The following is a 25017-nucleotide window of genomic DNA, read 5'->3' as shown; positions in this document are numbered from 1 at the left end:
GGTGCGGGCTCATCTGATCGAATAAGGTCGGAAATCAAGCTGTAGATTCCATTTGCCGTGACGGCACCTACGCCCAGCACAACCGCCCCTAGTCCTCCAGGTGAATCGATCCTCGCTTTCCATGATGCTGCTCTGGCGCGTAAATCCTCAGGCGCCAACGCTGCAGAAAATGCAACGCTCGCATCAGTTCGAATCGCTAACAAGAGTTCCGAGCCAGGACTGCCTGCTGCGTCCAGAACACCTTCCCAATAGGTCTGCCGATTGTCGGGATGAAGCAGATCAAAAATGGTATTCAGCGTCCAAGCATCTTTTGATCTCCCCAAGTCTTTGAAAACATCAGAGTGAAAATTCCAGACTTCCAAATGATTGACTTCAACACCGATAGTTCCTGCTTTGACCTTCTCACTCAGCAGACCTAAATAGGCCTCGGCCATTTTGATTCGCACGTGCTCGACATCCTCCTCCTGCATAGGACGGCCGGCCCCCTGCTCCGTGCGTTTCATGAAGTCGATCGCCGCAACACCTGCTATTGAATTCCCCTTTGCCACACCATTCGCGAGGGTAGCATAACGATCACCTTTGCTTTCCAAATAATCATACATTGCGCCCACCCCCTGAGACTCAAAGAGCTCACGCGCACGCCTTACATCTTCCTGAAGCAAGCCAGACATATATCACCTCATATTTCATTGATGAAAACCACAAACACCTTCAGCAAAGCCAACACCTGCCACTGGGAGAAAAATCATGAAAAAAACTAAACCCTCAGCACGTTCCACACGACGATCAACGCATACATACCCAAGGACTTTTTCATGCAGCCTCCTTAGCCAATCAAACATCACACAATCTTCTTGCTACTGACAAGAAACTCTTCCAGCGCACGCCGCACCTCAAACCAACGCACAAAATTTTCCGGCGACAACGTAACTTTCACCCTCAAGTCCCCGCTCATCACAAAGGTCATTTCACAAGCATAAAAATCGGGCTCCTGCTTTTGCCAGTTGCAAATAGTCACCGATGTAACTACTCCCAACTCTTCGCTCCAATATAATTTCCTGCTTCGCCTACCCCAAAAATAATCGCCCCCCGCGACTCTATAGAGGCCTAGCGAATTGTCGTATGTAACAACTGAAGCCTCTCGGGATGAAAACTTATCCAATAAATGGTCTCGCACTTGCTTCAGGTCATTTTTACTCAACTCCATCGGACTCACTGCAACCAACAAGCCTTGATTATTTAAAAGCCGCTCATAAATCCGGCGATCTTTTGCGGGCTCCAACGCCGGCCAAGTCATTGCAAGGACAATCAATTTGATGTTTCTATCGCAGCCACGCCTGCCCACATAATACGAACCATTTTTACGTTCCTCATACTCGGGCCAAAACGGAAAATAGAGCCGGGAAAACTCATAAACCTCGCCCGCCATCACCCCGCAGGCAACAGGAGGTGGCTCATAAGATTGCATCGGCCTCGTGTAAATAGAATATAGTGCCGAAGAATATAGAGCGACCCGCATCATCAAGAACAAACCAGCACAGACCCTCAACGCTTGCCAAATAACAACATACAGCCGAACCGCATAACTCTTCAGCATTTGCGCCCCCAAGAAAACAGCTCTTAATCAACGTTCCCCGAAGCTTTCCTTAACGTGCCGCTGCAACGGACTAAGGAAATAGCTAATCACCTTACGCTTATCAATAATCAGCTCTGCACGCACCGCCATACCCGGAGCAAGCGGCACATCTTTATCACCCACCCGCAAACTACTTAACCCCAACTGAATCCGGGCGTTATAAACCCATCCCCTTCGCTCATCTTCAACTGCATCATTGGAAACACTCTGAACAATCCCCGGCACAACGCCATACTTGGTAAACGTGAACGTCTCCACTTTAACTTCCACCGCCTGCCCCGCTCGAACAAAGCCGATATCCTTGTTCTCGATTTGCACTTCCACTTCAACCGGCTGATCACTCGGTACAATCACCATCAATGTCTGCGCAGGCGTCACGACGCCGCCCTGGGTATGAATGGCCAACTGCTGGACCGTGCCGTCGACCGGGGAAGTCAGTGCCCTGAGCCGGTGGCGTTGTTCGGCCTTGTACAGTTCCTGGCTCAGGGTCGCGATCTGCCGCTCGGCATCGGCATACAGGTCGAGCATGGCCCGGCGCAGCTGGGCAATGACGCCTTCGCGGCGGTGCTGGGCCGCCAGGCGAGCTGCGCCCAGTTCTTCGATGCGTGAACGTTGAATGGCCAGCTCGCGCTCCTGCTCCAGACGGGCCTGTTCCTTCTCCAGGTAGGTGTGTTTGGCGACTGCCGACTCGCTGAACAATTGCTGGTAATCCGCCGTGAGCTGACGAGTGATCACCAGTAGCTGCTGCAGTGCTTCGGCGCGGGCTTGTGCCGAGCGGATTTCTGCGCCGCGCTGGGCGATTTCCGCGTCGGCCTGTTGCAGGGAGGCGCGCAGTTCCTGGTACTGCCCCTGCAACCAGCGTTGTGCTGCCGCTTGTTGTTGTGCCGTGGCCTGGGGAATGCGAGGCGCCAGGGAAGCCGGCGCGGTGTTGCCCTCGAGCGCTTCAAGCAAGGTAGCGGCGCGTGCCTGGTCGATCCGGGCGGCCAGCAGCTCGCTGTTCAGGCGCTTGATGTCGGCGGTGGTCAGCTGCCCTTCGAGTTCGACCAGCAGGTCGCCTTTGGCGACGGTCTGGCCGTCTACCACGTGAATCGCCTGCACCACTGCGACCTCACTGGCCTGGATCAGCTTGCTCCTGCCGCTGGGCACGATCCTGCCCTCGGCACTGGCGACCACATCGATTTCGCCTACGCAGGCCCACAGCAAGGCCAGCGCGATGAGTGCCAGCAAGCTCCATTGCAGGCGGCGCGGCAGCGGATGCACCGGGGTTTCCTGCAAGGCCAGCGCTGCGGGCAGGAACGCCAGCTCATCGGGTTCCCGTGGCGCCCCCTGCAAGGTTCGGCGCCGCGTCCAGGCGTTGCACCAGGCCTCGCGATAGCGTTCCAGCAGGTCAAGGATCGGCGCCCTCATGCTGCCGCCCCCTGCTGCAACCGATGCAGGTAGGCATAGGCGCCTTGCGGGTTGCCCAGCAGTTCATCATGAGCCCCCTGCTCGATGACCTGCCCACGTTCCATGACCACGATGCGGTCGGCATGGCGCACGGCGGAAAGACGGTGAGCAATGATGATGACCGTGCGCCGCGCGCAGATGCGCGCCATGTTCTGCTGGATGATCCGCTCGGACTCGTAATCCAGGGCGCTGGTGGCTTCATCCAGGATCAGGATGCGCGGGTTGCCCATCAACGCACGTGCTATGGCGATCCGCTGTCGCTGGCCACCCGACAGGCTGGCGCCGTGCTCGCCAACCAGGGTTTCATAGCCGTCAGGCAGTTCGAGGATGAATTCATGCGCGCCTGCCAGCGTGGCCGCTGCAATGACCTCCTCAAGGGTGGCAGCAGGGTTGGCCAGCGCGATGTTCTCGCGCACGGTGCGCCGGAACAGCAGGTTCTCTTGCAGCACCACACCGATCTGCCGGCGCAGCGACGTGACATCGGCCAGTGCCAGGTCGGCCCCGTCGAGCAGCACCCGCCCTCTTTCCGGCGAGTACAGGCGCTGGATCAGGCGGGTCAAGGTACTCTTGCCGGAACCTGACTTGCCGACGATGCCGATCACCTCGCCAGGGCTGATCGTCAAGCTGAGGTCGCGCAGGATCTCGTTACCACCCGGGCGATAGCGGAAACACACCTGATCGAGTTCGATTCGCCCTTTCAGCACAGGCAACTGCGCGCCATGACTGACCTCGGTACGGTTGTTGAGAATGTCCCCCAGCCGCTGGATCGAGATACCGGTCTGCTGAAAGCTGGTCCACAACTGCGCCAGGCGCATGATTGGCTGCGCCACGCGGCCAGCGAGCATGTTGAAGGCGATCAGTTCGCCAACGGTCAGTTGCCCATCGATGACCAGCCGCGCTCCCAACCACAAGGTGCCAACCGTGACCAGTTTGCCGATCAGGGCAACCGTTTCGTGGGCGATGTTGGACAGGTTCTGGGTCTTGAAACTGGCGGCAACGTACGCCGCCAGTTGCTGGTTCCAGCGACGCGTGACGTGCGGTTCGACGGCCATGGCTTTCAACGTGTCGATGCCATTGACCGCTTCAACCAGAAACGCCTGGTTTTCCGCGCCACGTTGAAAGCTCTGGTCGATGCGGGCCCGCAGCAAGGGCGTGACCATCAGGGAGACCAGCAAGTAAAGCGGCAATGAAGCGATGACCAGCAGTGTCAGCCAGCCGCTGTACAGCAACATGACCACGATGAACACTGCGACGAACAACACATCCAACAGCAGCGTGACGCTGTTGCTGGTGAGGAAGCTGCGGATGTTCTCCAGCTCCCGCACGCGAGCAACCGAGTCCCCCACGCGCCGCGCCTGAAAGTACGCGAGCGGGAGTTCTATCAAGTGCTGAAACAACTTGGCACCGAGTTCGACATCGATGCGCGAAGCGGTATGCGCCGACACATAGGCACGTAAACCACTGAGCAGACTTTCGAATAGCAATACGGTCAACAGGCCCAGCGCAATGACATCCAGCGTAGTCAGGCCCCGGTGGACCAGCACTTTGTCCATCACCACCTGGAAAAACAGCGGCGTCAACAGTGCGAGGATCTGGATGATGAATGAAACCAGCAATACCTCGCCCAGCAACTTCCTATGCTTGACCACTGCCGGGATGAACCAGGTCAGATCAAACCGTTCAAGCCCCCGAGGCAAGGACGCGTCCGAGCGGACCAGAATCAGCTCCCCGGCCCAGTGCCGCTCCAGCTCAACCAGCGTCCAGGTTTGCGGCGTACCAACCCGAGGATCCTGCACCAGCACGTGCTCGCCCTCGACTCGGGCGATGATGAAATAGCCGCCTTGCCTATCTGCCGCAATGGCCGGCAAAGGCAGGTGCGCCAGACGCTTCGGATCAGTGCGCCGATGTTTGGCTTTCAGGCGAAGGCGCTGCGATGCCTGCAATATCTGGGCAACTGAAAATGGCCCGCCATCGGTTGCAAACTCATGGCTCAGTTGTTCGGCAGAAACCGCTACATCGTGATACTGCGCCAGCATGACAAGGCAGGCCAGACCGCTGTCACTCACTTGGTGATCAGCAACTTCAGATAGATCGGACACCTGTCCACTCCATGTGCGACTTGAACATGGACAGATATTAGCGCCTGGCAACAGGGTAATAGTCCTACACGAAGCAGACTTATCCTGTAGGAATATATCCAACAGCAATCCACTACTGTAGGAGCATTCCGAGAAGAGCGAAGTTATGCGTAGGAATTTATTACCTGCAAAGTAAGAATATATGCAGGAATATTAGATTCAAAGCCGATAGTACTGGCGCGTGCTTAATTTACATGCCAGCTCCCTCAGAGCCCCACGCTACCCAGATAATGGTGGAGCCCCGACAAGAGCGAAATGCCAGGCAGCGCAGGAACGGTCAGACCCTTACTGCATCCACGGCGGCGTCGGCTCTTCAGCCTTGGCCGGCCCATGCTCGGCTTCATCCCGCGCCGCACGGCGGCGGGCTTCATCGCGCAGGGTGGCGTCGATCTCGCGCATTACCCCGGCCACGTCGGCGGCATGGTCGTCTTCCTCGAATTGCCCGCTCAGCGGGCTGTCCGGGCGCAGTTCGCCGGCTTCGTACAACGCCCACATCTCATCGGCGTAGCGGGTGGCCTTGAGCTCCGGGGCAAAGCGCCCGAAGTAATGCGCCATGTTCGCCACGTCCCGCTGCAGCATGCTGAACGCATGGTTGTTGCCCGCCGCGTCCACCGCCTGTGGCAGGTCGATGATCACAGGGCCGTCAGGGCCGAGCAGCACGTTGAATTCAGACAGGTCGCCATGCACCAGCCCGGCGCAGAGCATCAGCACGATCTGGCGGATGACGAAGGCATGATGCTCACGGGCCTCTTCGGCCTCCAGGTGCACGTCGTTCAAGCGAGGCGCGGCATCGCCGTCGGCGTCGGTGACCAGCTCCATCAGCAGCACGCCGTCCTGGAAGTCGTAAGGCTTGGGCACCCGCACGCCGGCATTGGCCAGGCGGAACAGCGCCGCGACTTCGGCGTTCTGCCAGGCGTCTTCGGCTTCTTTGCGGCCGTACTTGCTGCCCTTGGCCATGGCCCGGGCCTGGCGGCTGTTGCGAACCTTGCGGCCCTCCTGGTATTCGGCGGCCTGGCGGAAGCTGCGCTTGTTGGCCTCTTTGTAGACCTTGGCGCAGCGCACCTGGGCACCGCAGCGCACCACGTAGACGGCTGCTTCCTTGCCGCTCATCAAGGGCCGCAGTACTTCGTCGACCAGGCCGTCTTCGATCAGTGGTTCGATTCGTTTTGGTGTCTTCATCAGGCTGCGTTCGGGGGTCCTGGCTGGGGTGGCCGATATCCTCTCACAGGCTGGGGTTGGGACGTGAGTGTTTGTCGTCAGCCTTGTTGCGCCTGTGAGACCGAGCGCCGCCCGCGCGGCGCATCGCGGATAAATCCGCTCCTACAGTTTGTTGCAACGTGCCGAACCTGTAACGCCATGGTCGCCTGCCTTGGTGCACGTCTTGAGCCTTGCAAACCAGCTGACAACCATGGCCTCACAGGCATGGCCACGTTGCAACAAACTGTAGGAGCGGATTTATCCGCGATGCGCCGCGCGGGCGGCGCTCGATTTCAAAGGCGCAACATACCTCAAGACTTACGCCCCGCGGCTATACACACCATCCACCAACCGCAACAACCCAAGCGGATTGCCATCCTTCAACGCCGCCGGCAGCAAGCCATCCGGATAGTTCTGATAACACACCGGTCGCAAGAACCGATCAATGGCCAACGTCCCCACTGAGGTTCCCCGCGCATCGGACGTGGCCGGATACGGCCCGCCATGCACCATCGCATCGCTCACCTCGACCCCGGTCGGATAACCGTTGACCAGCAGGCGACCGGCCTTGCGCTCAAGCAATGGCACCAGTGCTGCGTACCGCTGCAGGTCCTGAGGTTCGGCAATCAGCGTGGCCGTCAGTTGGCCATGCAAGGCGCCCAACGCACGGCGCAGTTCGGCTTCGTCGGCCACTTCGACCACCACCGTGGTCGGGCCAAAGACCTCTTCCTGCAACAGCTCATCACCGCTCAGCAGCAAGCTGACATCGGCCTGGAACAGCTGCGCCTGAGCCTGTTCACCACTCTGCCCGGCCCCTGCCAGGTGGCGCACGCCCGGATGCTGGTGCAAGCGCGCAACGCCGCTGGCATAGCTACGCAAGGTGCCAGCATTGAGCATGGTCTGCGCCGGCTGGTCGGCCATGCATGCAGCCAGTGCGGCCACGAACGCCGAGAATTCTGGCCCGACCATGCCGATGACCAACCCCGGGTTGGTGCAGAACTGCCCGCAACCCAGTACCACCGAAGCCGCAAGCTCCGCCGCCACCTGCTCGCCCCTGGCCTGCAACGCCGCCGGCATTACCAACACCGGGTTGATGCTGCTCATCTCGGCAAACACCGGGATCGGCTGCGGGCGCGCTGCCGCCAGGTCGCACAACGCCCGGCCGCCCTTGAGCGAGCCAGTGAAGCCAACCGCCTGGATCGCCGGGTGGCGCACCAGCGCTTCGCCCACACCGGCGCCATAAATCATGTTGAACACACCGGCCGGCATGCCGGTGGCCTCGGCCGCGCGCTGGATGGCTTCACCGACGTATTCGGCAGTGGCCATGTGGCCGCTGTGGGCCTTGACCACCACCGGGCAACCGGCAGCCAGCGCGGCAGCGGTATCGCCGCCTGCCGTGGAGAACGCCAGCGGGAAGTTGCTGGCGCCGAATACCGCTACCGGGCCGACACCGGTGCGGTACTGACGCAGGTCAGGGCGCGGCAGCGGCTGGCGCTGGGGCTGGGCGCGGTCGATGCGGGCACCCAGGTAGTCGCCACGGCGCAGCACCTGGGCGAACAGGCGCAGCTGGTTGCTGGTGCGGCTGCGTTCGCCCTGGATGCGGGCGGCAGGCAAGGCGGTTTCGCGGCAGACCGTGTCGATGAATGCCTCGCCCAGCGCATCCAGTTGCCCGGCAATGGCGTCCAGAAACTGCGCGCGACGCTCCGGCGCCAGGCCGTTGTATTCGGCAAAGGCCTGCTCGGCAGCGTGGGCGGCGGCATCCACCTCATCAGGCGTGGCCTGGGTGAAGACGACCGGCAGGGCCTCGCCTGTGCGCGCATCGAAACTCTGCAGCCGTACGTTGCCAGCGGCGCTGCGGGCGCCGCCGATGAAGTTGCTTCCCGACATGATTGACTCCTGTGACAACGATTGAAGGCTCAGAGGCTTTTCACCAGGCCTGGGCGCACTGCGTGTCCAGCGGCGACGATGCCATTGCGCAGCGGCTCGCCGAAGGCGTCCAGGCTGACCTCGAAGGTATCGCCCGGCCGGGCCTGGATGCCGTCGCCGAACGACAACGTGGCGGTGCCGAAGTAATGCACGTGGACATCGCCCGGGCGCAGGAACTGGGCGTACTTGAAGTGGTGGAACTCCAGGTTCTCGAAGCTGTGGCACATGTTCTGCTCACCGGACAGGAACGGCTTGCTCCACAGTTCCTGGCCATCGCGCAGGATGCGGCTGCGGCCTTCCAGGTGCGCCGGCAGCGCGCCCAGGCGCAGTTCCGGGCCGAAGCTGCAGGCGCGAAGCTTGGAATGCGCCAGGTACAGGTAGTTGCGGCGCTCCATCACATGGTCGGAAAACTCGTTGCCCAGGGAGTAACCCAGACGGAACGGCGTGCCGCACTCGCCGATCACATACAGCCCGACCAGTTCCGGCTCCTCGCCGGCATCTTCGGCAAAGGCCGGCAGCGGCAGGTCGGCACCGGGGCGCACGACAATGGCGCCATCGCCCTTGTAGAACCACTCCGGTTGCGCGCCCTCCTCGCCTGCGGGCGGCCGCCCGCCTTCAAGGCCCCACTGGAACATGCGCATGCTGTCGGTAACGGTGCCCTCGGCCTGCGGCTGGTGCATCTTGTCGCGGGTGGCGGCGCTGCCCAGGTGGGTCAGGCCGGTGCCGGTGACCAGGCAGTGCGCCGGGTCCTGGTGGTCCAGCGGTGGCAGCACCCGGCCTTCGGCCAGCAGCGCCCGGTAGTCATGGCCCTCGCCCAGGCCCGCGGTTTGCACCTGGCTGACCAGGTCGCGGCCTGCAGCAATGGCCTGCAGGGCCAGTTCGCGGGTGCTGCTCACGCCGCAGATTTCCAGGGCGCGCTCGCCCTCCACCACGCCGACCCGGCGCTGGCCGGCGGCGGTTTCGAATTGGATCAGTCGCATGCTTGTGCTCGCTTGTCGGTTGCAATGTTCACGGATGCCTGGCGCTGGCGGCGCTCGAGGCGGTTGTAGACAACACCTGTCAGCACCAGCCCGAACACCATCATCACGGCCAGGAAGTACAGGCCCGAGGACAGCTGGCCGGTGTGTTCCTTGAGCGCGCCGATGCCGAACGGGCCGAGGTAGCCGCCGAGGTTGCCGATCGAGTTGATCAGGGCGATGCCCGCCGCCGCGCTGGCCCCGGAAAAGAAACGACCAGGCAAGGTCCAGAAAATCGCCGTGCAGGAGAACAGCGCGAAAGCCACCAGGCACAGCGCGGCCAGCTGCATCGCCGGCATGGTCAGCCAGGCGCTGAGAAACAGGCCCGTCGCGCCTAGCGCATACAGCAAGCCCAGGTGCCCATAGCGGTCGTTGAGGCGGTCGGAGCTGCGCGGGATGATCAACAGGCCGATGATGCCGAACAGGTAAGGCACTGCCGAAACGAAGCCAGTCACCAGGTCACTGCCACCGAACTGGTGGATCAGCGTCGGCAGCCACAGGCCCAAGCCATAGATGCTCAAGGTCACCGGCAGGTAGAAAAGCGCCAGCAGCAGCACCCGGCCATCCTTCAGGGCGTGCAGCGGGTTGCCGTGGCGGGTCTGGCCGAACGCGCGCTGGTCTTCGGCCAGTTGCTCCTTGAGCCAGCTGCGCTGCGCATCATCCAGCCAGCGCACCTTGTCCGGGCCGTCCGGCAGCAGCCGCAGGGTCGGCCAGGCCAACAACACTGCAGGTGCGCCGATGCAGACGAACAGCCACTGCCAGCCATGCAGGCCGAGGTTGCCATCCAGGCCCAGCAAGGCGCCCGACAGCGGCCCGGTGATCAGCATCGCCAGCGGTTGCGACAGGATGAAGAAGCCGAGGATCTTGCCGCGATGGCGCACCGGGTACCACTGGGTAATGTAGTACAGCACGCCAGGGAAGAACCCCGCCTCCGCCGCGCCGAGCAGGAAGCGCATCACGTAGAAGCCGCTGGGCCCGGTGACGAACGCCATGCCGACGGTGATCGCACCCCAGGTCAGCAGGATGCGGGCAAACCAGCGCCGTGCGCCGAAGCGATCGAGCAGCAGGTTGCTGGGGACTTCGAACAGAAAATAGCCGATGAAGAACAGCCCGGCACCCAGTCCGTAGGCCGCATCACCGAGGCCGATATCGGCGCCCATGTGCAGCTTGGCAAAGCCCACCGCCGAACGATCGACGTAGGCCACCAGGTAAAGCAGGACCAGAAAGGGGATGAGTTTCAGGGTGATCAGGCGGACGAGCCGCTGCTCCTGGATCATGGCGAGGTCTCCGATTGTTCTTGTAATGGGGACAGCACATGGCCGGGGTTTCATGGGCAGACCTCCGGCGCGATGAAACGAGCATATAGTATTACTATTTAAATCAACAAGCCTTCACATCGATGATTTTTAGCGATAGAGTCGAAGCAAAACGATAAATAGTAATACTAATAAGGTGTCCGTCATGTCTGATAGCAAACGCCCCCTGCGCTCCGCCCAATGGTTCGGCACCGCCGACAAGAACGGTTTCATGTACCGCAGCTGGATGAAGAACCAGGGCATTCCCGACCATGAGTTTCAGGGCAAGCCAATCATCGGCATCTGCAACACCTGGTCCGAGCTGACCCCGTGCAACGCGCATTTCCGCAAGATCGCCGAGCATGTGAAGAAAGGCGTGCTGGAGGCCGGCGGCTTCCCGGTGGAGTTCCCGGTGTTCTCCAGCGGCGAGTCCAACCTGCGCCCCACCGCGATGCTCACCCGCAACCTGGCGAGCATGGACGTGGAAGAAGCCATTCGTGGCAATCCGGTCGACGCCGTGGTGCTGCTGACTGGCTGTGACAAGACCACCCCGGCCCTGCTGATGGGCGCTGCCAGCTGCGACGTGCCGGCAATCGTGGTCACCGGCGGGCCGATGCTAAACGGCAAGCACAAGGGCCGCGACATCGGCGCCGGCACCATCGTCTGGCAAATGCACGAGGCCTACAAAGCCGGGCAGATCGACCTTGACGAGTTCCTTTCGGCCGAAGCTGGCATGTCGCGCTCGGCAGGCACCTGCAACACCATGGGGACCGCTTCGACCATGGCCTGCATGGCCGAGGCCCTGGGTACCTCGTTGCCGCACAATGCGGCGATCCCGGCGGTGGACTCGCGCCGCTACGTGCTTGCTCACCTGTCGGGCATGCGCATCGTCGAGATGGTCAACGAAGACCTGCGCCTGTCGAAGATTCTTACCCGCGAAGCCTTTGAGAATGCCATCCGCGTCAACGCCGCCATTGGCGGCTCGACCAACGCGGTGATCCACTTGAAAGCCATTGCCGGGCGCATCGGCGTCGACCTGCAACTGGAAGACTGGACCCGCGTCGGCCGCGGCACGCCAACCCTGGTCGACCTGCAGCCGTCCGGGCGCTTCCTGATGGAAGAGTTCTACTACGCCGGTGGCCTGCCTGCCGTGATCCGTCGCCTGGGCGAGCACAACCTGCTGCCCAACCCCGGCGCGCTGACCGCCAACGGCAAGAGCCTGTGGAACAACTGCCAGAATGCACCGCTGTATGACGAAGCGGTCATCCGGCCGATCGACAAGCCGCTGGTGGCCGATGGCGGCATCTGCATCCTGCGCGGCAACCTCGCACCCAAAGGCGCGGTGCTCAAGCCCTCGGCGGCAACCCCCGAACTGATGCGCCACCGGGGCCGTGCGGTGGTGTTCGAGAACTTTGAAGACTACAAGGCGCGCATCAACGACCCGGCGCTGGAGGTCGATGCCAGCTCGGTGCTGGTGATGAAGCACTGCGGCCCGAAAGGTTACCCGGGCATGGCCGAAGTGGGCAACATGGGCTTGCCAGCCAAGCTGCTGGCCCAAGGCGTGACCGACATGGTACGCATCTCCGACGCGCGCATGAGCGGCACGGCATATGGCACCGTGGTACTGCACGTGGCCCCTGAGGCTGCGGCGGGTGGGCCATTGGCGGCGGTACGCGAAGGTGACTGGATCGAGCTGGACTGCCATGAGGGCCGCCTGCACCTGGATATTTCCGAGGCGGAACTGGCCGGCCGGCTGGCGGATCTGCAGGCACCGCAGCAGTTGATCAGCGGCGGCTATGCGAAGTTGTACCTCGACCATGTGATGCAGGCCGATGAAGGGTGTGACTTCGACTTTCTGGTGGGCTGCCGGGGTTCTGCGGTGCCCAAGCACTCCCATTGATGCTGCACTGGCACTGTGTGGGAGCGGGCATGCCCGCGAAGCAAGCAGCGCGGTGCGTGGCACCGGCTTTGCCGGTGTTCGCGGGCAAGCCCGCTCCCACAGAGGCCGGTACAGGTTGACTGATGCTATGATGCCCACCCCGCTCCGATGGACCGCCAGCACCGCACATGAACTACCGCCAGCCCACCACGCGCAAGAGCATGCACGCCACCCTGGTCCAGGACCTCGGCCTGCAGATCGTATCCGGCCAGCTCCAGCCGGGGCAGAAACTGCCTGCCGAAGCCAGCCTGTGCGAGGCCTATGCGATCAGTCGGCCGGTGTTCCGTGAAGCGATGCGCGCCCTCACCGCCAAGGGCCTGATCGAAGCCCGCCCACGGGTCGGCACACTCGTGCGCCCGCGCCATGACTGGCACATGCTCGACCCCGACGTGCTGCACTGGCTGATGCAGGCTACCCCGCAGCAAGAATTCTTCCAGACCCTGTCCAGCGTGCGCTGGGTCATCGAGCCTGCCGCCGCCGCGCTGGCCGCGACCAATGCCAGCGCCGAGGATGTCGCCTCGATCAGCGAGGCCTATCAGCGCATGGAGGCCGCACGCACCCACGAAGAGCGCCTGCAACCGGACCTGGACTTCCATGCGCGTATCGCCGACGCCACCCATAACGACCTGCTCGCCTACCTGTGCAACATGCTTTCGCTGGCCCTGCGCGAGTCGGTGCGCTATTCCAACCAGCGCCCCAACTTCGACGAGCTGGCCCTGCCACGGCACAAGGCGATCCTCACCGCCATCCAGAACGGTGACGCCCTCGGCGCCCGGCATGCTTCGCTGGTGCAACTGGAAGATGCCCGGGTTGCGTTGAGCAAGGTGCTCGGCCAGGACCCGATCGGCTAAGCCTTACAGCCGCTGCAAGTAGCCTGAGGCCTCAGGCCACGGCCCGGCGCTGCAGGATGAGGTGCCGGGCGCGGTCGAACACCCAGTTGTACAGCACGGTGTAGGGCAGGATGATCACGAAGAAGCCCAGCTCGACCATGAACGCCTGCAGCAGCGAGATCTCCAGCATCCAGGCCGCCACCGGCAGGCACCAGACCACCAGGCCCGCCTCGAAGCCCAGACCATGGACGAAACGCGCCGGGGCTTTCCACTGAATGCGCGGCGTCGCCACGAAGCGGTCGACCAGCGCGTTGTAGACCATGTTCCAGGCCATTGCGATCAACGACAGCGTGACCGCCAGGGTGCCGGCCGTGGCCAGCGACTTGCCCATGATCCACGAGAGCAATGGCGCACACAGCAGCACGGCGAAGATTTCATAGCCGACGGCATGGACGATGCGTTCGGTGATAGAGACTTTGTTCATGGCAGATTCCATCAAGTGGTTACGTCGTGAGCCCATTTTCTTTGATGGGACAGATGCTTGCGACATAGTATCTATCGATTTTATCAATACACCAGAGCGCGAACCGAGGCGTTTGTGAGTGAATGGCGACGCCCGAAGGTCTCTAGCGTTGTACAGCCTGAGGCCCACAAGCCCACAAAGAATCGCCAAATGGCAATTTCATTGCCTGTTCTGGCACATACACGGCCTCAACCATCAAAAATAATTGTACAAACAGCTTTCCTTGTACAACTATTGGGGCAATACTTCGCCTCAGGGAGCGTTGTTCGCACCTCAAGACATCGGCACGGAGCCACACCACCGCCCCACACGAGGTGCCAGCTTGTCTATACAACTCATACCCGTCACGGCTCAGCCCCACGGTTGTCGCAACTGCAAGGACAATCAAGGCTTTGAAGTCGACTTCACCATGGCCTTTCAACCGATTGTAAATACGTCCAACAACACAGTATTCGCTTATGAATCACTCGTTCGCGGCAAAGATGGAGCGGGTGCCAAATCCATTTTGGACAAAGTCAATGAGGCAAATCGATACCGCTTTGATCAAGCATGCCGTGTCAAAGCCGTAGAATTGGCAGCAAAAGCCGGGGTTCAAAATTTTTTAAGCATCAATTTTTTGCCCAACGCGGTCTATCAGGCAGAAGCCTGCATCCGCACCACACTGCAAGCCGCCGAGAGATTCGGATTCCCGATTGAGCGAATCATATTCGAAGTCACTGAAGGCGAGAGCATCACTGACAAGGCTCATATCAAGAAGGTCATGAGCGCTTACAAGAAGCAGGGCTTCAAAACGGCCATCGATGATTTCGGCGCCGGCTACTCAGGCCTCAACTTACTTGCCGATTTTCAACCTGACATCATCAAAATCGACATGGATCTCATCCGAGGGATTCAGCACAGCAAAGCCAAAAGAGTGATAACCCATGGCATCGTAACGATAGCCAAGGCGCTCGGTAGCGAGGTCATCGCCGAAGGCGTAGAAACCTCGGAAGAATTGACCACATTGCAAGACATTGGCGTCCACTTGTTTCAAGGTTATTTTTTCGCAAAGCCAGCGATCGAGGCCCTCCCCCCCTGTTATTTGGCCTTAGCCGCAATATTGATGACACGGAAGCACCGAGCCCGTAATCAAAGCACCACCAGGAAAGCTTATGTTTAACACACGATTAAAGCTCGAACTTGAACATGTCTCATCGGCGCTAAGGTACACCGAGGCAAGAGCGCGCGCCATCGACCTGTCCAACCTGATGATGGCGCTTACACCGAACGGTATCATCCTCAGCGCCAACCAGAACTTTCTACAGGCACTGGACTACAGTCAAGACGAGCTGATTGGAAAGCATCACACCCTGCTCACCCCCAAGGATGACGCCCCAGCAGGCATCAACAGCGACCTCTGGCAAAAATTGCGCAGGGGTGAGTACGTACGCGATCAGTTTGCGCTCTGTAATAAAGCGGGAACGAAAGTATGGTTGGAAGCGAGCTACAATCCGATTCTCCGCTCAAACGGTGACGTGGAAGAGATCCTGATGCTCGCGACCGTTGTAACAGGCCGGGTAAAAGTTGAACAAGAGCAGCGCGGTGTAATAGACGCCATCCATCGCGCAATGGCCATCGTCTCGTTCGACCTGAACGGGCACCTCATTGAAGCCAATCAGAACTTTTTGCGCACATTCAACTATGAATTAAAAGACATCCTGGGCAAGCATCACCGACTGTTTTGCACGCCGCAGGAAGCGGACTCGGCTGAATACCAACGATTCTGGACACGGCTGAATGCAGGTGAGTTTTTCTCTGGCCGCTTCCAGCGCGTTGACCGGCACGGGAATACCGTCTGGCTGAGCGCGACTTACAACCCAGTGTTTGATACCGAGAACAGGCTCTACAAAATTGTCAAAATTGCCCGCGACATAACACCTCAAGTGCACCATCAAGAGGCTGAATCAGCGGCTGCCGCGCTGGCTTATGAAATCGCCCACAACACCGACCGCAACGCTCACGAAGGTGCAAACATCGTTCGCCAGACCATCGCCACGGTGCGAGAAATTGCCGATGAGCTTTCAAAAGCCGCAGAGCAGATTCAGGCAGTCAACGCCCAATCTGAAGCCATCACCCGGATCATTCAAACGATACGCGAGGTCGCCGAGCAAACAAACCTCTTGGCTCTGAATGCGGCGATCGAAGCCGCCCGTGCGGGAGAGCACGGCAGGGGTTTTTCCGTTGTAGCAGACGAGGTTCGCAAGTTGGCAGTGCGAACCGCTCAAGCGACAACGGAGATCAAGGAGGTGGTAAAGCGAAACCACGATCTCTCCCAAGTCGCTGTCCAGGGCATGCAGAAAAGTCTGGGCAAAGCCGACCTCGGCGTCGAAATGGTTGGCCAGGCGGGACAGGTGATCGAGGACATTCAGAGCGGCGCGCGCCAAGTCGTGGAGGCCGTCAAGCTGTTCAGCAACGCTGTCGGGCACCCATGACAGTCCACCTCACAGCAACCCGGGGAAGGCGGCATCCAGCAGCCCCGGTTCCTTGAGGATCGCTGCACTGCTGACGATATCCGGCGCCAGCCACCGGTCCTGGGCATACGCCGGCACCCGCTCGCGCAGCAAGCGCCAGGCAACGTCCGTCCCTGCGCCAAAGCGCTGCTCCTTGAGGAACTCGAATGCCTGGGCCGCCAGCAGATACTCGATGGCCAGGATCTGCGTACAGTTCTCCAACGCGCGGTGCAGCTTCAAACCGGCATTGGTGCCCATGCTCAAATGATCCTCCTGCAGCCCGGAGGTGACGTAGTTGTCGATGACGGCCGGTTGCGCCAACTGGCGGTTTTCCGCACACAGGGAAGCGGCCACGTACTGGACGATCATCATGCCCGAATTCACCCCCGGCTGGCTGACCAGGAACGCCGGCAAGCCACTGACCAACGGGTTGATCAGGCGGTCGAGACGGCGCTCGGCAATCGCCCCGATCTCGGCCACCGCGATGGCCAGCAGGTCAGCCGCCATGGCCACCGACTGGCCGTGCGGGTTCGCCTGGGAAACCACGCGATACGACTCGGGCGTACCCAGCAACATCGGGTTGTCGGTGGTGGAGTTGAGCTCGGTTTCGATCTGCCGCGCAGCGTGGGCCAACTGATCGCGGGCGGCGCCATGCACCTGCGGGATCGAACGAATGCTCAAGGCATCCTGCGTGCGGATGCCATGGCTGCTGGCAATGACCTCGCTGCCGTCAAGCAGGCGGCGCAAGTTGCTGCCCACACGCTGCATGCCGGGGTGCGGTTTGAGCGCGATGACTTGCGCGTCGAAGGCATCGAGCTGGCCACGCAGGGCTTCGAAGCTCATTGCACCGATCACGTCCGCCCATTGGCTCAACCGCGTGGCGTCGTCCAGAGACAGGCAGCTCAGGCCGGTCATGCACGGAGTGCCATTGACCAGGCACAGGCCATCCTTGGCGCCCAGCTTGACCGGCGCCAGGCCGACCTCGGCCAGGGCTTGCTGGGCGGGTACGATCTGGCCGCGATAGCTGACCTGGCCGACCCCCAGCAAGCTGATGCTGATATGGGCCATGTGGGTCAGATACCCCACCGACCCCTGCTTCGGAACCTGCGGGGTGATGTGCTGGTTGAGCAGTGTCAGCAACGCCTCGACCACCTTGCGCTGCAGGCCGGAACGGCCCTGGCTGAAATTGACGACCGCCGCGCACATGATCGCCCGGGTCTGTTCATCCGACAGCGCTGCCCCCACGCCACAGGCATGGCTGAGCAAGGTATTGCGCGACAACTGGCTGAGCTGTTCGTCTTGCAATGACACATTGCACAAAGCGCCAAGCCCGGTGTTGACGCCATAGGCGCGTTCACCGCTGGCAACGATGCGCTGGACAATCGCCTGGGCGTTGTCGATCCGCGCCCAGGCCGAAGGCGCCAGCTCGAGCCTGGCGCCATGCCGCGCCACGGCCACCACGTCCTGCCAGTGAACAGGCGCATCGGCGATGATGATTTTTTCGGCAAACGACATACACGCGATTCCTTAAAGCGAAGCTACGCGGCGCTGCACGAAACGATCGACGTATTCGTCCGCAGGCTGATAGAGGATTTCCTTCGGCGTGCCGACCTGGATCAGGCGACCGTCTTTGAGAATGGCAATCCGGTTGCCGATACGCACCGCTTCATCGAGGTCGTGGGTGATGAACACGATGGTCTTGTGCAGGGTCTTCTGCAGCTCCAGCAACTGGTCCTGCATTTCGGCGCGAATCAGCGGGTCGAGCGCACTGAAGGCTTCGTCCATGAGGATGATGTCAGTGTCGGCGGCCAAGGCACGGGCCAGGCCGACGCGCTGGCGCATCCCGCCCGACAACTGGTGCGGGTACGATTTTTCATACCCCTTCAAGCCCACGGTGTTGATCCAGTGCTGGGCTCGCTCACTGCACGTGGCCTTGTTTTCGCCACGGACTTTCAGGCCATAGGCGACGTTGTCCAGCACGCTGCGGTGCGGCAGCAGGCCGAAGCTCTGGAACACCATGCTGATCTTGTGCCGGCGGAATTCACGCAGCGCCGGCAGGTCGTATTGCAGGATGTCCTCGCCGTCGATCAGGATCTGGCCGCTGGTGGGGTCGATCAGGCGGTTGAAGTGGCGCACCAGGGTCGATTTGCCCGAGCCCGACAGGCCCATGATCACGAAGATCTCACCGCTGCCGATGGACAGCGAAAGGTCGTTGACCCCGACCACGCAGCCGGTTTCGGCCAGCACCTGGTCCTTGGCCTTTTTCTGGCGGATCAGTGTCAGGGCATCTTCGGCGCGCGCCCCGAAAATCTTGAAGACGTTCTTTACTTCGATCTTGTTCATCATCTGCTTGGCGCTCATTTGCCCACCCCATGCCGTGGCCGGCCATAAGCCTGGGTAATACGGTCGATCACGACCGCCAGAATCACAATGGCCAGGCCCGCTTCGAGGCCGCGGCCGACGTTGAGGGTCTGGATGCCGACCAGCACGTCTTCACCCAGGCCGCGGGCACCGATCATCGACGCGATCACCACCATCGACAGGGCCATCATGGTGGTCTGGTTGATACCGGCCATGATGCTCGGCAACGCCAGTGGCAGTTGCACGCCGAACAGTTGCTGCAGGCGATTGGCGCCGAAGGCATTGATCGCCTCCATCACTTCGCCATCCACCTGGCGAATCCCCAGATCGGTCAGGCGGATCAGTGGCGGGGCGGCATAGATGACAGTGGCAAAAATCGCCGGCACCTTGCCCAGGCCGAACAGCATCAGCACCGGAATCAGGTACACGAAGCTGGGCATGGTCTGCATGATGTCGAGCAGCGGCATCAACACCGCCCGCAGGCGGTCGTTGCGCGCCGACAGGATCCCCAGCGGAATGCCGACCAGCACCGAGATCAGCGTGGCCACCAGCATCAGCGCCAAGGTCTGCATCAGCTTGTCCCAGAGGCCTACCGCCCCGACCAGGAACAGCAAGCCGACGATCACTGCGGTGGCCGCGAGCTTACGGGTGGCGTGCCAGGCGATACCCGCGACGATGGCCAGCACCAGCCACCAAGGGGTCGCGCGCAGCAGGCCTTCGAGGTTGACGATGGCCCACAACAGGGTGTCGGAGACGTGCCGGAACACATCGCCATAGTTGCTTACCAGCGCATCGACCCAGCCATTGACCCAGTCGGCAATGGAGAACGTGAAGTTTTTGGGAAACATGGAATTGTCTCGAGCAAGTGCATGGAGCGGACCAACGCGGGTTTATCCGGCAAGCGCCGGACGAACCACGGTTTCAGAGTGCCGCATCGACCTTCCTGGCTGCGTCTTCGCTGACCCAGCTGTGCCAGACTTCGGGGTGTTCCTTGAGGAACAACCTGGCCAGCTCCGGCGACTCGATGCGGTCTTTGCTCATGCGCGCCAGGTTCTGGTTCAGCAGGTCGATCGGCAGATTGACCTTTTCCAGGACTGCCACCAGTTCCGGCGCCTGCTCGTGGAAGGCCTTGGACACCCCCACCTGGATGGTCACGGACTTGTCCACGCCGGGTTTCTCGTCCAGCTTGACCAGGTCGGCCTGGCCCATCAGCGGCGTCGGTGACCAGTAGTAGAACAGGATCGGCTCACCCCGCTTGTAGCTCGACAGCACGGCGGCATCCAGCGCCGGGCCGGTGCCCGGGCGGAAGTTGGTATAGCTGTTTTCCAGGCCGTATTGCTTGAGCATTTCGCTGTTGTCCAGCTCACAGGTCCAGCCGGCCGGGCAATTGTAGAAGCGCCCCTTGTCCGGTTCTTCCGGGTCCTTGAAGACCTGAGCGTACTGCCCCAGGTCGGCGATGCGCTTGAGGTTGGGTGCCTTGGCTTCAAGTTTGCGCTTGGCATCGCCTTCGATCACATAACGCGGCACGTACCAGCCTTCGACCGCGCCCACCACCGGCGCGCCGACGCCGACGACCTTGCCGGCAGCCGCAGCCTTGTTCCAGACCTCGCTGCGCCCTACCCATTCTTCGGCGAATACCTGGATATCGTTGCTGCTCAGGGCGTTCTCCATGGAGATGGAGTTACCCGGCAGGCTATCGGTATCGCAGCCGTAACCGTTTTTCAGCACGAACTGCATCACATCGGTGAGCAGCATCCCGCTTTCCCAGTTCAAACCGGCGAATTTGACCGGTTTGCCAGACTCGCACCAACTGGCGGCCTGGCTGCCGCCAGCGCACGCCAGCAACCCGAGAGAAAGTGTCGTGGTCAGCAGAGCCTTTGTAATTGTCATTGTGACGCTCCCAAACAAGAACATGGATTGCAGTATTCGAGGGCATCCGGCCCAAAGCGGGACGCCAGCCGGGCTGGCGTGCCGTCCTTGGTGAGCACTGCGCAGGAGAAATATTTCACAATGTAAAAAAAGGATAAAATAATAAGAGCTGATGCATCACAAAGGAAAAACCTATGAAGTTCACCCTGCGGCAACTGCGCTATGCGCTCACAGCGGCCAAGCATGGAAACCTGACGGCTGCGGCCATGGAGCTGCATGTTTCACAACCCTCCATCTCGGCCGCCATCACCGAGCTGGAAGAAGTGTTGGGGCAGTCGATCTTCATCCGCCAAAGGGGCCTGGGCATATCGCTCACGCCCTTCGGTCGCACAGTCATGGTCCAGGCCCGTCGCGTGCTGGCAGAGGCTCAGACCTTTGCCGAAATCAATGCCAATGCCGGTGAGTGCGTCGGCGAACTGGTGGTCGGCTGTTTCGAAGACCTGGCGCCCTATTGCCTGCCGCAGATCGTGCGGCGGATGCAGGAGTCCTGCCCACGGGTCACGGTCGACATGCGCGATGGCAGTTTCGATTTCGTGGGCAAGCGGCTCAGTGAAGGGGCGATAGAGCTGGCGATCACCTACGACCTGGGTTTGCCACCGAACACCCACTGCACACAGCTGTGCGAGCTGACCGCTCAGGTACTGCTGGCGGCCGATCACCCCTTGGCCAAGGAGCCGCGCGTCAGCCTCAAGGCATTGGCGCAATACACCCTGGTCGTCACCGATCAGGCGCAAAGCTGGCAGCATGTGCTGGACCTGTTCAGCTTCTACGACCTTTCACCGGCCGTTGTGCACCGTGTGCGCACCTTCGAGCTGCAGCGTAGCCTTGTCGCCAACGGCTTTGGCGTGGCGCTGATCTACACCCGGCCATTTGGTGACCGTAGCTACGACGGACAAGCACTGGTCTGTCGGCCGACCGAGGAGAAGTTGCCCACCCACAGCATCGTCCTGGCGCATGACCAGCGCTATCCGCTGACACCTTCGGCCGAGGCGTTCAAGGCGCTGGCGGTGGCCTGGTTCGCCGAGCGACCGTCGTTTGCATCCGAGTGATTACCAGGGATCCGGGCCGCTCAGAAATCGCACAACAGTTCGGTAATCGCACAAATTCCTCTCCACCCTCTCTACTGTTTCACGCTATTGCGGCACGCTATGGGCACGTCAGCACACAACGCCAACGCGCTGAATGGCCCCACCGCGTCAACACGCGGCAGGTCGACAATTCATACTCCAGGAAGAACCAGGAGCTCGCTGTGATCAATAAAACGTTTGAGTCCATCGCCAGCGCGGTGGAAGGGATTACCGACGGTTCGACCATCATGGTCGGTGGCTTCGGCACCGCCGGGATGCCGTCCGAACTCATCGATGGCCTGATCGCCACCGGTGCCCGCGACCTGACCATCATCAGCAACAACGCCGGCAACGGCGAGATCGGCCTGGCCGCTCTGCTGATGGCCGGCAGCGTGCGCAAGGTGATCTGCTCCTTCCCGCGCCAGTCCGACTCCTACGTGTTCGACGAACTGTACCGCGCCGGCAAGATCGAACTGGAAGTGGTGCCACAAGGCAACCTGGCGGAGCGTATACGCGCAGCGGGTTCGGGCATCGGGGCGTTCTTCTCGCCGACCGGCTACGGCACACTGCTCGCCGAAGGCAAGGAAACCCGTGAGATCGACGGCCGCATGTACGTGCTGGAAATGCCACTGCACGCCGACTTTGCACTGATCAAGGCGCACAAGGGTGACCGCTGGGGCAACCTGGTCTACCGCAAGGCCGCGCGCAACTTCGGCCCGATCATGGCCATGGCCGCCAAGACCGCCATCGCCCAGGTCGACCAGGTCGTCGAGCTCGGTGAACTGGACCCGGAGCACATCATCACCCCGGGTATTTTCGTCCAGCGCGTGGTCGCCGTTTCCGGCGCTGCCGCTTCTTCGATCGCCAACGCTGTCTGAGGCCTGCCATGACCATCACCAAAAAGCTCTCCCGCACCGAGATGGCCCAGCGCGTGGCCGCAGACATCCAGGAAGGCGCCTACGTCAACCTGGGCATCGGCGCACCGACCCTGGTGGCCAACTACCTGGGCGACAAGGAAGTGTTCCTGCACAGCGAGAACGGCCTGCTGGGCATGGGCCCGAGCCCTGCGCCAGGTGAAGAAGACGACGACCTGATCAACGCCGGCAAGCAACACGTGACCCTGCTCACCGGCGGTGCCTTCTTCCACCACGCCGACTCGTTCTCGATGATGCGTGGCGGCCACCTGGACATCGCCGTACTGGGCGCCTTCCAGGTGTCGGTCAAGGGCGACCTGGCCAACTGGCACACCGGCGCCGAAGGTTCGATCCCCGCCGTGGGCGGCGCGATGGACCTGGCCACGGGCGCCCGCCAGGTGTTCGTGATGATGGACCACCTGACCAAGACCGGCGAAAGCAAGCTGGTGCCTGAGTGCACCTACCCGCTGACCGGCATCGGCTGCGTCAGCCGCATCTATACCGACCTGGCCGTGCTGGAAGTCACCGCCGATGGCCTGAAAGTGGTAGAAATCTGCGCGGATATCGACTTCGACGAGCTGCAGAAGCTCAGTGGCGTGCCGCTGATTCGGTGATCTGCTGAACCTGACCGGGCGGCGAGCTGTTACAGCGATCATTGCGCTCTGACAGTCTCGCGCCCTGCCCGGGATGACTACTTCGCGGCTGCCGGCGAGCCATCTGCGGCCTTGCAGCCAAGGCTGCGCATCAGGTCCCGGGTAGCGTCGAAGAAGATGTCATTGAAAGCTTCGGCACATTCCGGGGTGAGCCGGCTGGATGGGCCGGAAAGCACCAGTGCGCCGATCAGCTCGTCGCCAGCGCCGTACACGGGAAAGGCGACCGATGCGGCATGCGGGTCGGTGGCGCCCATCGAGTAAAACGGCTTTTGCATGGCGATACCGCTGGCGAACGGCGCGCGCAACGCCTGGGCCCCAGCGGCGTCGTCCATCGGCCGCATGTCGCCGGGCTGGACGTGCATGCGCAGTCGATGGGGCGAATTGACGCGGTACTGACACATCCGATACGCGCCGTGTCGCACGTAGAACGAGGCCGTCTCGCCGGTACGTTCTGCCAACAGGTGCAGCCTGGGCATCACGTGGCGCTCCAGATCAATGCCCTCCTCATACACCGCATTGAGCCGCATGACCTCACTGGCCAGCTGGTAGCGCCCATCTGCCATGCGATTGACGAAACCATGGTTCTCCAGCGAGACCATCAAACGCATGATGGTACTTTTGATCAGTCCGGTACGCTCGACAAGCTCCACAAGGGTCAAGGACGTGTCGCCCACCTGGAACGCCGAGAGCACTGTCAGCACGCGGTCAGCCGAAGCCACGCCATTCACCGCAGGACGCGGCCGAACATTAACCATCCGTAGATCCTCACATTTGATTTGCCCAGGTCTTTGTCAGGGCCCAGATAAATCATTATCTGCGAATGCCCTGGCAACCGCCATCATGCCAGCAAGAGCCGATGCGGCACCATCATCGTCGACGGTGAAGAACCTTGAGCAGAAGACCAGCAGGCCCGTCATCGCGCCTGCCGGCCCGCTGCAAAGCGTGGCTCAGATGGCCATGCTGCGCTCACGCAACTGCATGTTCAGGATGAAGTCGTTCTCGCTGTAGTCCACCGGGCAGTCGATCACGTGCACCCCTGGATTGGAGATACAGTGATCGAGCAACGGTAGCAAGGCATCCGCGCATTCCACGCGATGGCCTTGGGCACCATAGGCTTCGGCGTATTTGACGAAGTCCGGGTTGCCGTAGTCCAGGCCGAAATCGGTGAAGCCCATGTTGGCCTGCTTCCAGCGGATCATGCCGTAGCCGTCGTCACGCAGGATCACCACGGTGATGTGCATGCCCAGACGAACTGCGGTTTCCAGCTCCTGGCTGTTCATCATGAAGCCGCCGTCGCCGCACACCGAGATTACCGGGCGATCCGGGTACACCAGGTGCGAAGCCATGGCCGATGGCAGGCCCGCGCCCATGGTCGCCAGGGCGTTGTCGAGCAGTACGGTGTTCGGCTTGTGCGCCTTGTAGTTACGGGCGAACCAGATCTTGTAGATGCCGTTGTCCAGGGCCACGATGCCTTCGGACGGCAGCACGCGACGGATGTCGGCGACCAGACGCTGCGGGTAGACCGGGAAGCGGTTGTCGTCGGCACCTTCGGCGATCTGCGCCTCGTTCGCTTCGCGAATGGCCATCAGACGGGTGAAGTCCCAGTGCGCGGTGTCGTTCAGCGCTTCGCTGATCTGCCACACGGCGTTGGCGATGTC

General features: G+C 61.3%; 21 protein-coding genes and 1 pseudogene. 8 read left to right on the top strand and 14 right to left on the bottom strand.

What is annotated here, in order from left to right; all coding sequences use genetic code 11:
• Positions 1–841 precede the first annotated feature (841 nt).
• The 7 genes from ACQKPS_RS25550 to ACQKPS_RS25520 all read right to left on the bottom strand — a co-directional run bounded on the left by ACQKPS_RS25550 (position 842) and on the right by ACQKPS_RS25520 (position 10636).
• Positions 842–1597, bottom strand: coding sequence for a hypothetical protein (locus tag ACQKPS_RS25550; RefSeq protein ID WP_254485153.1), 756 nt, complete (start codon positions 1595–1597; stop codon positions 842–844).
• A gap of 27 nt (positions 1598–1624) precedes the next feature.
• Entirely contained in the window at positions 1625–3043 is a 1419-nt protein-coding gene (locus ACQKPS_RS25545; RefSeq protein WP_254485152.1) for an HlyD family type I secretion periplasmic adaptor subunit, read from the bottom strand.
• Positions 3040–5181 (bottom strand): type I secretion system permease/ATPase, encoded by a 2142-nt coding sequence (locus tag ACQKPS_RS25540; protein ID WP_427605991.1) that lies wholly within the window; start codon positions 5179–5181, stop codon positions 3040–3042. Before ACQKPS_RS25540 ends, ACQKPS_RS25545 begins: the two co-directional genes overlap by 4 nt.
• 324 nt (positions 5182–5505) lie before the next feature.
• Entirely contained in the window at positions 5506–6399 is an 894-nt protein-coding gene (locus ACQKPS_RS25535; RefSeq protein WP_099815733.1) for a PA4780 family RIO1-like protein kinase, read from the bottom strand.
• 336 nt (positions 6400–6735) lie between these two features.
• Entirely contained in the window at positions 6736–8304 is a 1569-nt protein-coding gene (locus ACQKPS_RS25530; protein WP_254485150.1) for an aldehyde dehydrogenase (NADP(+)), read from the bottom strand.
• A gap of 29 nt (positions 8305–8333) precedes the next feature.
• The gene (gene araD1, locus ACQKPS_RS25525) at positions 8334–9323 is read right to left on the bottom strand and encodes an AraD1 family protein (protein WP_254485149.1); all 990 of its coding nucleotides are present in this window, start codon (positions 9321–9323) and stop codon (positions 8334–8336) included.
• Entirely contained in the window at positions 9314–10636 is a 1323-nt protein-coding gene (locus tag ACQKPS_RS25520; RefSeq protein WP_427605988.1) for an MFS transporter, read from the bottom strand. The genes araD1 and ACQKPS_RS25520 overlap by 10 nt, the downstream gene beginning before the upstream one ends.
• 184 nt (positions 10637–10820) lie before the next feature.
• Here ACQKPS_RS25520 and ACQKPS_RS25515 point away from each other — a divergent pair, with 184 nt between their 5' ends.
• On the top strand, positions 10821–12554 hold the full coding sequence (locus ACQKPS_RS25515) for an IlvD/Edd family dehydratase (protein ID WP_427605986.1): 1734 nt from the start codon (positions 10821–10823) through the stop codon (positions 12552–12554).
• Between the two features lie 167 nt (positions 12555–12721).
• Positions 12722–13444, top strand: a complete 723-nt coding sequence (locus ACQKPS_RS25510; RefSeq protein ID WP_254485146.1) for a FadR/GntR family transcriptional regulator — start codon at positions 12722–12724, stop codon at positions 13442–13444.
• 31 nt (positions 13445–13475) lie between these two features.
• On the opposite strand, the gene ACQKPS_RS25505 is transcribed toward ACQKPS_RS25510, so the two are convergent.
• A complete protein-coding gene (locus ACQKPS_RS25505; RefSeq protein WP_283725298.1) occupies positions 13476–13907 on the bottom strand; it encodes a multidrug/biocide efflux PACE transporter in 432 nt (143 codons plus the stop codon).
• A 361-nt stretch (positions 13908–14268) separates the two neighbouring features.
• On the opposite strand from ACQKPS_RS25505, the gene ACQKPS_RS25500 reads away from it, so the two are divergent.
• The 3 genes and pseudogenes from ACQKPS_RS25500 to ACQKPS_RS25490 all read left to right on the top strand — a co-directional run bounded on the left by ACQKPS_RS25500 (position 14269) and on the right by ACQKPS_RS25490 (position 16417).
• Positions 14269–15105 (top strand): EAL domain-containing protein, encoded by an 837-nt coding sequence (locus tag ACQKPS_RS25500; protein WP_427605984.1) that lies wholly within the window; start codon positions 14269–14271, stop codon positions 15103–15105.
• Positions 15098–15871: pseudogene (locus tag ACQKPS_RS25495) on the top strand (PAS domain-containing protein); the annotation flags it as partial. The gene ACQKPS_RS25500 and the pseudogene ACQKPS_RS25495, both read left to right, overlap by 8 nt.
• On the top strand, positions 15869–16417 hold the full coding sequence (locus ACQKPS_RS25490) for a methyl-accepting chemotaxis protein (protein ID WP_409519902.1): 549 nt from the start codon (positions 15869–15871) through the stop codon (positions 16415–16417). The pseudogene ACQKPS_RS25495 and the gene ACQKPS_RS25490, both read left to right, overlap by 3 nt.
• 9 nt (positions 16418–16426) lie before the next feature.
• Here the strand turns inward: ACQKPS_RS25490 and ACQKPS_RS25485 are convergent, their stop codons facing one another.
• From ACQKPS_RS25485 to ACQKPS_RS25470, 4 genes are all read right to left on the bottom strand, one after another.
• Positions 16427–17950 carry an HAL/PAL/TAL family ammonia-lyase gene (locus tag ACQKPS_RS25485; RefSeq protein ID WP_283725295.1) on the bottom strand — a complete coding sequence of 508 codons (1524 nt, stop codon included), beginning with the start codon at positions 17948–17950 and terminating at the stop codon, positions 16427–16429.
• A 12-nt stretch (positions 17951–17962) separates the two neighbouring features.
• Positions 17963–18796, bottom strand: coding sequence for a quaternary amine ABC transporter ATP-binding protein (locus ACQKPS_RS25480; RefSeq protein WP_427605981.1), 834 nt, complete (start codon positions 18794–18796; stop codon positions 17963–17965).
• Positions 18793–19644, bottom strand: a complete 852-nt coding sequence (locus ACQKPS_RS25475; protein ID WP_254485140.1) for an ABC transporter permease — start codon at positions 19642–19644, stop codon at positions 18793–18795. Before ACQKPS_RS25475 ends, ACQKPS_RS25480 begins: the two co-directional genes overlap by 4 nt.
• A 73-nt stretch (positions 19645–19717) precedes the next feature.
• Positions 19718–20686 carry an ABC transporter substrate-binding protein gene (locus tag ACQKPS_RS25470; RefSeq protein WP_254485139.1) on the bottom strand — a complete coding sequence of 323 codons (969 nt, stop codon included), beginning with the start codon at positions 20684–20686 and terminating at the stop codon, positions 19718–19720.
• A gap of 173 nt (positions 20687–20859) precedes the next feature.
• Between ACQKPS_RS25470 and ACQKPS_RS25465 the strand changes: the two genes are divergently transcribed.
• The 3 genes from ACQKPS_RS25465 (at position 20860) to ACQKPS_RS25455 (ending at position 23320) form a co-directional block, all read left to right on the top strand.
• Positions 20860–21774 (top strand): LysR family transcriptional regulator, encoded by a 915-nt coding sequence (locus ACQKPS_RS25465; RefSeq protein ID WP_254485138.1) that lies wholly within the window; start codon positions 20860–20862, stop codon positions 21772–21774.
• Positions 21775–21974: 200 nt separating this feature from the next.
• A complete protein-coding gene (locus tag ACQKPS_RS25460; protein WP_054887385.1) occupies positions 21975–22670 on the top strand; it encodes a 3-oxoacid CoA-transferase subunit A in 696 nt (231 codons plus the stop codon).
• An 8-nt stretch (positions 22671–22678) separates the two neighbouring features.
• Positions 22679–23320 carry a 3-oxoacid CoA-transferase subunit B gene (locus tag ACQKPS_RS25455; RefSeq protein ID WP_254485137.1) on the top strand — a complete coding sequence of 214 codons (642 nt, stop codon included), beginning with the start codon at positions 22679–22681 and terminating at the stop codon, positions 23318–23320.
• A gap of 77 nt (positions 23321–23397) precedes the next feature.
• Here the strand turns inward: ACQKPS_RS25455 and ACQKPS_RS25450 are convergent, their stop codons facing one another.
• Positions 23398–24114 (bottom strand): helix-turn-helix domain-containing protein, encoded by a 717-nt coding sequence (locus tag ACQKPS_RS25450; RefSeq protein ID WP_283725292.1) that lies wholly within the window; start codon positions 24112–24114, stop codon positions 23398–23400.
• 192 nt (positions 24115–24306) lie between these two features.
• Positions 24307–25017: thiamine pyrophosphate-dependent enzyme (locus ACQKPS_RS25445; protein ID WP_427605977.1), on the bottom strand; the 711-nt coding region annotated here is incomplete at its 5' end.

It is taken from the genome of Pseudomonas sp. NPDC086566, from assembly GCF_050280885.1.
In the GTDB taxonomy this organism is placed as follows: Bacteria; Pseudomonadota; Gammaproteobacteria; order Pseudomonadales; family Pseudomonadaceae; genus Aquipseudomonas; species Aquipseudomonas vlassakiae.
This window is presented reverse-complemented; position numbering and strand designations above follow the sequence as displayed.